This is a genomic window from uncultured Eubacterium sp. (genome assembly GCF_934561735.1).
Taxonomy (GTDB): Bacteria; Bacillota; Clostridia; order Oscillospirales; family Acutalibacteraceae; genus Eubacterium_R.
Window position 1 is genome coordinate 254,710 of record NZ_CAKTGT010000002.1, and the last position, 11,693, is coordinate 266,402.

At 39.3% G+C, this 11,693-nt stretch carries 12 protein-coding genes, 1 tRNA gene and 1 other annotated feature; of the genes, 3 read left to right on the forward strand and 10 right to left on the reverse strand.

Features of this window, described 5'->3' with window-relative positions; translation table 11 throughout:
* Positions 1 to 44: 44 nt before the first annotated feature.
* The 4 genes from Q0E08_RS03190 to Q0E08_RS03205 all read right to left on the reverse strand — a co-directional run bounded on the left by Q0E08_RS03190 (position 45) and on the right by Q0E08_RS03205 (position 6,011).
* The gene (locus tag Q0E08_RS03190; RefSeq protein ID WP_294776316.1) at positions 45 to 1,127 is read right to left on the reverse strand and encodes a folylpolyglutamate synthase/dihydrofolate synthase family protein; all 1,083 of its coding nucleotides are present in this window, start codon (positions 1,125 to 1,127) and stop codon (positions 45 to 47) included.
* Positions 1,124 to 3,829 carry a valine--tRNA ligase gene (locus tag Q0E08_RS03195; RefSeq protein ID WP_294776319.1) on the reverse strand — a complete coding sequence of 902 codons (2,706 nt, stop codon included), beginning with the start codon at positions 3,827 to 3,829 and terminating at the stop codon, positions 1,124 to 1,126. Before Q0E08_RS03195 ends, Q0E08_RS03190 begins: the two co-directional genes overlap by 4 nt.
* A 38-nt stretch (positions 3,830 to 3,867) precedes the next feature.
* Positions 3,868 to 4,079 (reverse strand) — a binding site (T-box leader).
* A 43-nt stretch (positions 4,080 to 4,122) separates the two neighbouring features.
* A complete protein-coding gene (locus Q0E08_RS03200; protein ID WP_294776322.1) occupies positions 4,123 to 4,818 on the reverse strand; it encodes a type 1 glutamine amidotransferase in 696 nt (231 codons plus the stop codon).
* Complete coding sequence (locus Q0E08_RS03205; RefSeq protein ID WP_294776325.1) at positions 4,809 to 6,011, reverse strand: MurT ligase domain-containing protein; 1,203 nt, start codon at positions 6,009 to 6,011, stop codon at positions 4,809 to 4,811. Before Q0E08_RS03205 ends, Q0E08_RS03200 begins: the two co-directional genes overlap by 10 nt.
* A 158-nt stretch (positions 6,012 to 6,169) precedes the next feature.
* Here Q0E08_RS03205 and Q0E08_RS03210 point away from each other — a divergent pair, with 158 nt between their 5' ends.
* The 3 genes from Q0E08_RS03210 to Q0E08_RS03220 all read left to right on the forward strand — a co-directional run bounded on the left by Q0E08_RS03210 (position 6,170) and on the right by Q0E08_RS03220 (position 8,266).
* The gene (locus Q0E08_RS03210) at positions 6,170 to 6,937 is read left to right on the forward strand and encodes an inositol monophosphatase family protein (RefSeq protein WP_294776328.1); all 768 of its coding nucleotides are present in this window, start codon (positions 6,170 to 6,172) and stop codon (positions 6,935 to 6,937) included.
* Positions 6,915 to 7,790 (forward strand): TIGR01212 family radical SAM protein, encoded by an 876-nt coding sequence (locus tag Q0E08_RS03215; protein ID WP_294776336.1) that lies wholly within the window; start codon positions 6,915 to 6,917, stop codon positions 7,788 to 7,790. The genes Q0E08_RS03210 and Q0E08_RS03215 overlap by 23 nt, the downstream gene beginning before the upstream one ends.
* 305 nt (positions 7,791 to 8,095) lie before the next feature.
* On the forward strand, positions 8,096 to 8,266 hold the full coding sequence (locus tag Q0E08_RS03220) for a DNA-binding transcriptional regulator (protein ID WP_294776347.1): 171 nt from the start codon (positions 8,096 to 8,098) through the stop codon (positions 8,264 to 8,266).
* Positions 8,267 to 8,313: 47 nt separating this feature from the next.
* Here the strand turns inward: Q0E08_RS03220 and Q0E08_RS03225 are convergent, their stop codons facing one another.
* From Q0E08_RS03225 to Q0E08_RS03250, 6 genes are all read right to left on the reverse strand, one after another.
* Entirely contained in the window at positions 8,314 to 8,517 is a 204-nt protein-coding gene (locus Q0E08_RS03225) for a hypothetical protein (RefSeq protein ID WP_294776359.1), read from the reverse strand.
* Positions 8,511 to 8,735: a hypothetical protein gene (locus tag Q0E08_RS03230; RefSeq protein ID WP_294776371.1), complete on the reverse strand. Its 225-nt coding sequence runs from the start codon at positions 8,733 to 8,735 to the stop codon at positions 8,511 to 8,513. Before Q0E08_RS03230 ends, Q0E08_RS03225 begins: the two co-directional genes overlap by 7 nt.
* Before the next feature lie 169 nt (positions 8,736 to 8,904).
* A complete protein-coding gene (locus tag Q0E08_RS03235; protein ID WP_294776382.1) occupies positions 8,905 to 9,273 on the reverse strand; it encodes a hypothetical protein in 369 nt (122 codons plus the stop codon).
* Between the two features lie 707 nt (positions 9,274 to 9,980).
* Positions 9,981 to 10,065 (reverse strand) — tRNA-Leu (locus tag Q0E08_RS03240).
* A gap of 55 nt (positions 10,066 to 10,120) precedes the next feature.
* Positions 10,121 to 10,825, reverse strand: coding sequence for a sigma-70 family RNA polymerase sigma factor (locus Q0E08_RS03245; protein WP_294776395.1), 705 nt, complete (start codon positions 10,823 to 10,825; stop codon positions 10,121 to 10,123).
* Positions 10,826 to 10,834: 9 nt separating this feature from the next.
* Positions 10,835 to 11,686 carry a sigma-E processing peptidase SpoIIGA gene (locus Q0E08_RS03250; protein WP_294776408.1) on the reverse strand — a complete coding sequence of 284 codons (852 nt, stop codon included), beginning with the start codon at positions 11,684 to 11,686 and terminating at the stop codon, positions 10,835 to 10,837.
* Positions 11,687 to 11,693 lie beyond the last annotated feature (7 nt).

An 11,693-nucleotide genomic window follows, 5' to 3' on the forward strand; every position in this document is an offset into this window, starting at 1 on the left:
AGTAACAGATTGGCATAGCGTATTTTGTAAAATTATAGAAGCGGTTAAATTAAATTTCTGACCTCTCTTGCAAGATAAAACGAACCGCAAACAAGTTTGAAATTTTTGTCCTGCTTTGCGAGTGCCACAGCTTCGTTTGAACTGTCAACAGCAACAACATCGTTGCAATATTTTTGTGCAAGATGCTTCAACTCGTCGGCAGGCATAGAACGGGGATTGTCGGGTGTTGTGGTGATAATTCTGTTCAAATGCGGAGCAATGATTGACAGATAGCCGTCAACATCCTTGTCTTTCATCATACCGATAACGGCGGTCACTTTTCCGTTTGGAAGATACGGTTCAAGAGCCTGTGCGCCGTTTTTATTGTGTGCACCGTCAAGCATAACAGAGCCGATATATTCCTGCCTTGCAGGCAACTCGGCACATTGTTCCACAGTTGGAACACCTAACAATTTAAGCACGGCATTTGCGGTTGCAAGGTTGTTTTTCTTGAAATTGCCCTGTTCCCTGACCTTAATAAGATTTTTGCATTTGTCCTCAAAAATATGTTCAACATTCTGGTTGGGATACAGAACACAAGTGGAAATTTTGCGAAGAATTCCGCTCTTTTCTTCTGCAATCCGCTCAACAGTATCACCCAAAAACGCAGTGTGGTCGAGCGAAATTGAAGTTATAACAGAAATGTTTGACTGCTCGACATTGGTGCTGTCGCCTTTGCCGCCCATTCCGCACTCAACAACTGCATAATCAACCTTGCTGTCGGCAAAATATTTGTACATAATTGCGGTCAAAAATTCAAATTCCGTGCAATCGTTGTTCTTGTATTCATCTACATAAGAAGCAAATTCTTCCTTTGAAATAAAATCATTGTTAATTTGAATTTGCTCTCGATAATCATCAATCCACGGAGATGAAAAAAGACCGACTTTGTTTCCTGAATCTATCAAGGCATTGTTGATTGTTTTGGCAACCGTACCTTTTCCGTTTGTGCCTGCAATATGAATAATCTTTATGTCGTTTTGCGGATTGCCCATAGTTTCAAGCAGGTTTATAATACGAGTAAGCCCCGGCATAATGCCGAGGCTTTGTTTACCCAATATGAAGTTTAGTGCTTCATCATAAATCATTGCTGTGCGATTTCCTCGATTGACTTTTTAATCTGTGCAATCTTTTCTTCAAGTTTTGCAGCGTCATCTTTATTTTGCTGAACAACCTTTTCAGGTGCCTTGTTTACAAATCCCGGATTGTTAAGCTTTTTATTGATGAACTCAAGCTTATCCTCTGCTGTTGCAAGTTCTTTTTCAAGACGCTTCTTTTCTGCTTCAAAGTCTACCAAATCACCGAGAGGGATATATACCTTTGCGTCATCTGTGATAATAGTAACAACATTGCCGAGGTCACCGAAAGATTCGCTTACTTCAACTTCGTTTGCATACGCAAGACGCTTTACAAAGTCAACACCGTTTGAGAATGTTGCAATATTTGAAGTTTCGATATAAACTTTTGACTTCTTTGATGGAGGAATGTTCATCTCTGCTCTGCGGTTACGAATTGCACGAATGGAAGCCATAATCTTTTCCATTTCCGATTCGTCAGCCTCAAATGTGAGTGACTCATCAAACTTGCACCACTGTGATACCATAATAGACTCTGTATCGTGCGGAATAGCCTGATAAATTTCTTCTGTAATAAATGGCATAAACGGATGGAGAAGCTTCAAGATATAAGTAAGAACAAACACCAATACAGCCTTTGCATCTTCCTTGGCACTTTCGTCGTCACCCTGAAGTCTGATTTTTGCGATTTCAATATACCAATCGCAGAAAACATCCCAAATAAAGTCATATAGCTTTTGAACTGCTATACCAAGCTCGTACTTATCAAGATTTTCAGTTACCTCTTTTGCGAGAGAATTAGCCTTTGAAACAATCCACTTATCTTCAATAAGAAGGTTTTGAGGAAGTCCGTTGTACTTATAATCATCACCGAGATACATAAGAACAAATCTTGCGGCGTTCCAAAGTTTGTTAGCAAAGTTACGGGAAGCCATAACCTTGTCATCGGAGAAACGCATATCATTTCCCGGTGAATTACCTGTTGCAAGAGTGAAGCGGAGTGCATCTGCACCGTACTTATCAATAATCTCAAGAGGGTCAATACCGTTGCCGAGCGACTTACTCATCTTTCTGCCCTGTGCATCACGAACAAGACCGTGAATAAGTACGGTATTAAACGGTGCTTTATCGGTGTATGCAAGCCCTGAGAAAATCATTCTTGAAACCCAGAAGCCGATAATATCATAGCCTGTAACAAGAGTGTTTGTTGGATAATAATGCTTCAAATCCTCTGTTTCATCAGGCCAACCGAGAGTTGAGAACGGCCACAATGCCGATGAGAACCATGTGTCGAGTGTGTCAGGGTCTTGCTTGATATTCTTACTGCCGCACTTTGTACATTCGCAAAGATCGGTTTTTGAAACCATAGTTGCACCGCAATCATCGCAGTACCACGCAGGGATTCTGTGACCCCACCAAAGCTGACGGGAAATGCACCAATCTCTTGTGCCACGCATCCAGCTCATATAGTTTTTCTTAAATCTTTCGGGAACAAACTTTATGTCGCCGTTTTCAACTGCATCAATAGCAGGACCTGCAAGAGGGTCCATCTTTACAAACCATTGCTTTGAAACCATCGGTTCAATCGTTGAATGGCAACGATAACAAGTGCCTACATCGTGCTTGAGCGGCTCAATTTCTTTGATATAACCGCCTGCTTCAAGGTCGGCAACAATAGCTTTTCTTGCTTCAAGAGTTGTCATACCTGCATATTTGCCGCAGTCAAGAACTTCAGGTTCATTTTGTGTTGCTCTGCCTGAAGCAAAAATTTCATCGGCAACAGCCTTGTCCTTTGCACCTGTCATATGTCCGTCATATGTGAAAGTACGAACAATAGGAAGATTATGACGAAGTCCAACTTCAAAGTCGTTAGGGTCGTGTGCAGGAGTAATCTTTACAACACCTGTACCCTTTGTCATATCGGCGTGTTCATCGCATACAATAGGAATTTCCTTGTTAAGAAGCGGAAGAATAACATGGCAACCGTGGAGATGTGCGTATCTTGGATCGTCACCGTTAATAGCTACCGCTGTATCGCCAAGCATAGTTTCGGGTCTTGTTGTTGCAAGTTCAAGTTTTTCGCCTGTTTCCTTAACGGTGTAAAGAAGATGCCAGAAATTGCCCTCTTTTTCCTCATATTCAACCTCGGCATCCGAAATTGAAGTGTTGCAATGAGGGCACCAGTTTACCATTCTGTTGCCACGATAAATCAAATCTTTGTCATAAAGTCCAACGAACACCTCACGAACAGCCTTTGAGCAACCCTCGTCAAGAGTAAAGCGTTCTCTGTCCCAGTCGCAAGAAGAACCCATCTTTTTGAGCTGTTCAATGATTCTGCCGCCGTATTGTTTTTTCCAATCCCAGGCGCGCTCAAGGAACTTTTCTCTGCCCAAATCCTCTTTGGTAATGCCCTCTTCACGCATTTTTTCAACAATCTTTGCCTCTGTTGCGATTGAAGCGTGGTCTGTGCCCGGAAGCCAAAGGGTGTCATAACCTGCCATTCTGTGATAACGAACAAGTATATCCTGAAGTGTGTTATCAAGGGCATGTCCCATATGGAGCTGACCCGTGATGTTTGGAGGCGGAATTACGATAGTATAAGTTTCCTTGCCCTCTTCTCTTTTAGCATGGAAGTATTTGTTTTTGCACCAAAAGTCATAAGTGCGATCCTCAACTTCCGAAGGATTATATTGCTTTGCAAGTTCTTTTGCCATTTTTTCATCTCCTATAAAAAATAAAAAACGCCTCAAAAAAATGAGGCGAATAAATCCGTGGTACCACTCAAATTGCACAGCATAGCGACTGTGCCACTCATTTCCTTAACGCAGAAATACGGACAGGACTACTGTAAGTTCACCCTATCGGCTCATAAGCTACCTTCACACCGTCTGCCTGCTGACTTACACCACCCGCCAACTCTCTGAAAAACAATCAGGTGTTACTCCTCTTAATCACTGCCTTTTAATATTGATAGTATCTTACCAAATAAGCGGCTTTTTGTCAAGGGTTATGTAAATCTTGACACGAGAGAATTATGGCACAAATTCTCAAGTTCGTCATCAATGCTTTGCAATTCACCGACGCAAAGTGCTCTTTTGATAATTTCATCGGCAAGCAAAGGATTTTTCGGCAAAACAGGACCGTGAGCATAAGTGCCGAAAGTGTTTTTGTAAAGTATTCCCTCCGTCTTGTCCTCACCGTTATTGCCAAAGCCGGTTATCACCTTTCCGAGGGGTTGAAGTTCTTTTGCAAGATAGGTTTTGCCGCCGTGATTTTCAAATCCGACTGTTTTGCCAAACGGCGAGTCAAAAACAATATTGCCAATCATTCTTTGTTTTGCACATTCCGTAAAAAACGGCAAAGCACCCGTAAGTTCGATTGTTTGAGAATTTAGAGTTTTATAATATTCTCCGAGAATTTGATAGCCGCCGCAAATTGCAAGCAAAGTTTTACCCGTATTAATATAATAGGTAAGTTCTTCTGATTTGCGGCGAATATCTTTGCAAATAAGTTTCATTTCTCTGTCCTGTCCGCCGCCTATGAACATAATATCAAAATTCGGTATTCTGTCCCCTATTCCGACTCCGATTACATCAACCTTAAAGTTGCGTGCTTCAAGTCGTTTTTTAAGACAAATAATATTGCCGCCGTCACCGTAAAGATTCATCTCATCGGGATACAAATGCACAATTTTTACTGCCAAAATTCATCACCGCCGAAATTTTCTATCAACATATGCCTCATATTCATCATAGCGGTATAAGAAGCAAAAATAACAAAATCTCTGTTGCCGTTTTTTATAAGATTAATAACGGTTTGATACTTTTCACCGTCTATAACGGTAGGTGCAACACCGTCATATTTCAGCCTGAGTGCCATATCGTATGCACGCTTGCCTACGGTATAATTCTTTCTTGACGAAACGCATGTAAAATCAACATCCCATATCCAGCTGACATCTCTGCCGTCGGCATCGTTATCATTAAGTGCAAACACACTGTCAAAATCATTGTACTGCCCAAAGGCAAGATGCAGACAATTTGAAAAGCCAACGGGATTTTTAACAAGCATAACCGTGATTTTTTTATTATCATAATAAAAGTTTTCCGTTCTGCCGAATGAACCGCCAAACGATTGAAGCGGCAAGAAGTTTAGCTCTGCTATTTTCAAAACACTTGCCGCCGAAAGAAAATTATATACATTATATATACCGCCGAGTGCAAGATTTAAACTTTGATTTTCAAGAATAAAAGACGAACCGTGCACATCGGTTGCACACAAATCCGGAGTGGCTCTTTTATACTTACAATTTTGACAATAAAAATCACCGAGTTGAGCATACATAACACTTTTGTATTTGAGTTTTGCACCGCAACAAGGACAAAACGGAGAATCGGACGGAACATTGCCTTTGCCGTTACCGTTGACACCAAAAGACACAACATCATTTTTGCAATGGAATTTGAGCGAATATGTAAGCGGACAATCGGCATTGAGCACAACGGTTGCATTTGGCGAATTTTCTATTCCCTGCTTGATTTTTTCAAATGTTGTGTTAACCTCTGCATACCTGTCAAGCTGGTCACGAAATATATTTGTTACAACAATAATTTTTGCATTAATGCAATTTGTAATCAACGGCAAACTATTTTCGTCACATTCAAGCACAGCATAGCGACATTTGGGTTTGCCGAAAATATTTGAATTTTTAATAAATGCAGTTGTCACTCCGACGAGCATATTTGCTCCGCTTTTATTGATGAAACACGGAATACCGTTGCTTTTCAAACCGTGTTCAATCATTGCACAAGTTGTTGTTTTGCCGTTTGTTCCCGTAACGCAAATACAGTAAACACCTCTTGAAAGATAAAAAAGTATTCCGGGTTTTAATTTCAATGCTAATTTCCCCGGCAAAGAGGTTGCTCCATTGCCTGATATATTGAGTAGTTTTATCAAAATCTTAGACAGCAAAAGTATAATGAACATACTAAATTATATTGAAATAAAAAATAAATATGATATAATCGACTTATAAAAATCACGGAGATGATATTATGTTAAACGAAATTATTGAAATAGTAAAAAAAGCAGGAGAAATATATCGCAGTGCAGGCAATGACCTTGGCATTTGTGAAAAAAGTTCAAGTGTTGACCTCGTTACAAAATATGACAAAAAAATTCAGGACTTTTTATATACCGAGCTTAAAAAAGTTGTTCCCGAAGCACAGCTTTTTGGTGAGGAGGGTGACGGCAACAAGGAACTTACAGACGGTTACTGCTTCATTATTGACCCAATCGACGGCACAACAAACTTTATAAAAGGCTTTCAGCACAGTGCAATCAGCGTTGGTCTTGCAAAGGACAAAGAGTTGATCATCGGCGTTGTGCTTGACCCTGATTTGAACAACCTTTACTATGCCGAAAAAGGCAAAGGTGCATTTTTAAACGGCAAGCCAATCCATGTCGGCGATTGCGATTTGAAAAAAAGTCTTGTTCTTTTTGGCACTTGTCCATATGAGCACGAACTTGCGCACAAAACATTCAAACTTACAGAAGATGTATTTTATAAAGCTATTGAAGTCAGACGAGGTGGTTCGGCGGCACTTGACATCTGCTACATTGCGGCCGGAAAAGCCGATTTATATTATGAGCTTATTATTCGCCCTTGGGATTGGGCAGGTGCAACACTTATTTTGCACGAAGCAGGCGGAATTTGCACACAGGTGAACGGTGATGAACTGAGCCTTAACAAAATTACATCCTATGTTTGCGGAAACAAAAAGAATTTGAAAGAATTTTATGAAATATACAACGCTCAATAATTATCTCAAAGAAAGATTTGGCGAAAAGGTCTACAAAATCGCACTTAACGGCGGTTTCACCTGTCCGAACCGTGACGGAAAAATCGGCACAAGAGGTTGCATATTCTGCTCAAAAGGCGGAAGCGGTGATTTTGCCGAAAGTCCCGACCTGACAATTACAGAGCAAATTGAGAATGGAAAAAAGCGACTTGAAAAGAAAATTAAAAACGGCAAATATATTGCATATTTTCAGGCTTTTACAAACACCTATGCACCTGTTGAAAAGTTAAGAGCGATTTATACCGAAGCGATCAATCACCCCGACATTGTTGCACTTTCAATCGGCACAAGACCCGATTGCCTTGGAAATGATGTACTCGCATTGCTTGATGAACTCAACAAAATCAAACCGATATTCGTTGAACTTGGGCTGCAAACAATCAACGAAGATACAGCAAGATATATCCGCAGAGGCTACACGCTTGAAGTTTACGACAAAGCAGTTACAGACTTGCACAAAATCGGCATAAATGTGGTTACTCACATCATTTTGGGATTGCCGGGTGAAAGCAAGAACGATATGCTGAAAAGCGTTGAATATGCGTGCAAAGTTACTGACGGAATAAAACTTCAACTGCTTCACATTCTTAATGGCACAGACCTTGCAAAAGATTATGAGCAGGGCAAATTTGAAGTGCTGACATTGGAGCAGTACACAGAGATAATAAAGGAATGTGTACAAATCATTCCGGAGAATGTGGTTATCCACCGCCTGACAGGTGACGGGGCAAAAAAAGACCTGATTGCTCCCCTTTGGTCGGCAGATAAAAAAACAGTGCTCAACACAATAAATCGAGCACTGAAAGGTATATAAATACATAGAGATATTAGCAAAACACTGATACACTAAAAAAGAGGGGGTGACAAAGTGATTGAGCTGATAACAAGTATAGCCAACTTGACAAACTCAATGTTAGCGTTAATAACACAGCGATAATAACTTACAAGTTGGCTAATGAAAAGTAAAGGAAAGGGAGCCTCGGCTTCCCGACCTCAGCTCCATTATAGCTTAATCACGATTTAAATGCAAGTATTATCATTAATCATCAGTATTATTGCACTGATAATCAGTATTGCCGCATTTATAAAAATTATCAAAAAGAAATAAGGTGTAATTCTATGACAATAAAAGAAGTACGACAGCAAGCAGGGTTAACGCAAAAAGAGTTATCCGAATGGCTTGAAATTCCCAAACGCACCGTTGAAGATTGGGAAGCCGGTAGGCGGAAATGTCCAAATTGGTGTGAAAAACTGCTTGTTGAAAAAATTTTAACTTACGAAACAAAATAAAAAAAGCCTACCGCACTTCAATTTGTGTTGTGCGATAGGCTTCTTTTTTACGGCTTAATCAATTTACCTTTTTTGAGCGATGCAAGCAGTTTGCCGTTGCCGACTTCTTCAACAACTTCACTTGATACATCAATACCATTAATGTTTTGCAAAACCTTTATTGCCTGTTCAAAAGCATCGTTTACATCGTCAAAGTTTTCATCGTAGTTCAGTCGAGTGTTTCGAGAATGCTTGTCTAATCTTTCTAACAAGTTATCATTATTGTCATTTTCAAGGCTTCCTCTTCCGTTACTGTTCCTTTCTGGTCGTAACGATTCAGCATTGAGCGTAGCATCGTTATCAAGTTGCCCTTGTCCATTCCGAGATATGTTCCTATCTTCATAGCCGCCGTTTCTGATATTTTCAAAGAGTGTAGAAGCTGAAACAGTAACTCCATTAACTCCTCTTCTGTATGCTCTTCTAATTTCATTATATTGTCTCCTTGCATATTTGATTTTTGGCCTAAAAACTAATATGTCTTTTGTATCATTGTCAAGCATTTTGTACAGATAAAAACCTTTACTTGCCAATTCAATACATCTTACTTGATTTGGATATTTTATATTATCCCAAGTCATTACTTCGGATTTTAATTCACCTTATCTTTTTAAGCCTGTTGTGTTAATTACATTGTAATTGTTTTCGTCAAACTCGTCAACATCTATATTCCTTGAGTACCGAATATCGGACTTGTCTGTAGGAGCGGCATTGTCAATCAACTTAATTTGATTTGAATTAAACGCAATGTATTCCTCGTTGCCGTTATTCACTCCGTCATACCCAAGACTTTCGAGGTATTCTCTTGCCTTAATTCCTGCTCCGTTTTGACCTTGATATTTCCTCAATGCCTTATATCCTGTTTGTTCATCGGCAGGATTTGTAATGTTAAGGTAATACGACTTGACATCATCATTTGATTTTGGTATACTTTCATCAATAGCAGAAGTTATCGTTTCAGCTGCGCCCATTCCGCTTTTTAGCGGAACAGAGGCACCGTCAGCGTCTTTAACTTCTGTTATTTTATTTATATCGTAAAGAATTTTTCTTCCGTCTTTTGCATTAAAGGCTTCCGAAAAAGGTACGCCTTGAATCTTGACGGAACGCCCTGAATATGATATACTACCAATATAGCCACTTTGTTGGAGCTCAATAGGCAGACCCTTTTTAGGGTCAACGAAGCCTATCTGACCGACCAGCTTTGTGACTATTTTTTGTTTTCGCTAACATACAAAACATCACAATGTAAATATATAAAATTTGAATGTTGAAGGATAAATTGTTAGTAAACATTTTTATTGACATAATCAAGCAAATTGAATATACTAATTTTGGAATCGGTAGAAAGTGTAGAAACTTTCGGGGATAAGCTCCCGGCCGGTTCCGTTTTTGCGTTTACTCGATAAATATATAAAATTAAATGTTGAAGAATAGGTTATTAGTAAACGTTTTTATTGACATTTTTGACTGATTTTGATACAATTTCATCAATGAATTTGTTTTTGTTGTTGTACGCGGCCGGAATTACACCGGCATTTCGTGATAATAAATCAAATTCATTTTTATTTATTCTTTTGAAATAGAATTTAATATAAATTTCTCTGGCTTAAAGCAGCTAAAACAGGCTATTTAAAGTAAAAATAAAACACCCTCGATATATGATTATCAAGGGTGAAATTGGTGCACCTGACAGGAATTGAACCTGCACATCTCTCGATACCAGATCCTAAATCTGGCGCGTCTGCCAGTTCCGCCACAGGTGCAACTGCCCGAATATAATAACACGGGGTTATGTAAAAGTCAAGCAGATATTTTGGTTCAGCCGATTTTTTGTGCCTTGTCAAATTCCTTGCGAAGATTTGATATTATCCGCTTTTCGAGGCGGGATATATAGGACTGCGAAATGGAAAGCTCATCGGCAAGTTGTTTTTGCGTTAGCGGCTTGCAACCGTTGAGTCCAAAGCGACGGTTCATAATATTTTTTTCTTTATCCGGCAGGTTGGCAACTATTTTGCGAAGCAGTTTTTTCTCGTCCTCATATTCGATATTTTGGCTGATTTCGTCCGGTTCCGTGCCGAGAACATCACGGAGCGTCATCTCATTGCCGTCCCAGTCCGTACTCAACGGCTCATCAAACGACAATTCGATTTTTGAATTTCCCGTTTTTCGCAAATACATAAGTATTTCGTTTTCAATACAACGGGAAGCGTAAGTTGCAAGCTTGATATTTTTTGTATAATCAAAGGTGTTTACCGCTTTCATAAGACCGATTGTGCCGATAGACACCAAGTCTTCGGTTGTAGCAGTCGGGCAATCATACTTGCGTGCGATGTAAACAACAAGGCGGAGATTATGTACAACAAGCAAATCCTTATGTTCGTCATTACCTTCGGCAAGTTCAAGCATAATTTTTTTCTCTTCTTCCCTTTTAAGCGGCGGCGGAAGAACATCGGGACCGTTTATGTAATGGCAAAACTGCTTAGGAAACAGCTTGTAAAATAATTTTGATAATATATTTTTCATAAAAACACCTCAAACAGACAGAATATCATAATTAAGTATTGCGGAATAATTCTCATCTTTTACATCATTACTGAGAGCTATGTATGCGTTTTCTATCACTTCTTCGCCTTTGGCGGATTTAAGAATAATCTTATCGGGTTTAAAGGCGGTTAAAAATCCTACTCCGTTAACGGTTGAAACGGGAACAAGCCGAGTATTTTTGCCGTCTGCGGATATTTTGGAAGAATCAACAATAATAACGGGTGCGTTTGAAAAAGGTTCACGCAGTTTATTACCCGTATCTAAAAAAGCGAGCAAATCGGTTGAAGTTCCGTTATTTTCTATAGTTAAAAAATATATTTCTTTTTTTGAAAGTGTACGATTATACAGACGAATTATCACAGACGACGCCACATATGCAACAGCGGAACAAACGATAATCGTACTTGAAGAAATATCGAAATACAAAATGTTATTGTTAATTGCAATGAATTTCAATTTAAACAAACAGCAAGCCGCCATCATAACACCGAGAAGCAGAAAATTGCCGAAATAAAAGACTGCAAGCTGTTTAACAAAGGTATAAAACCTGCTAAATCCGAATGTTACAAAAACCATAACAGCCGAAACGGCAATTTGACCGAGCACGAGCGAAAAGGCAGGGACATCGTCACAAAAGATAACGAGCGAATATGCAGACCCTATAACGGAGGCAAGAATTATTTTTACAAGCTTTGGCTTTCGCTTGCAGAACAGGCAGGTAATTTGAAGCAAAAAAAACGACACAAAAAAGTTGAGTGCTAATAATATATCAACATATATAACAATAAAAATACCCCCTTTGCATACATTATAAAATGCAAAGAGGGTATAATTTGTCAAAATATGA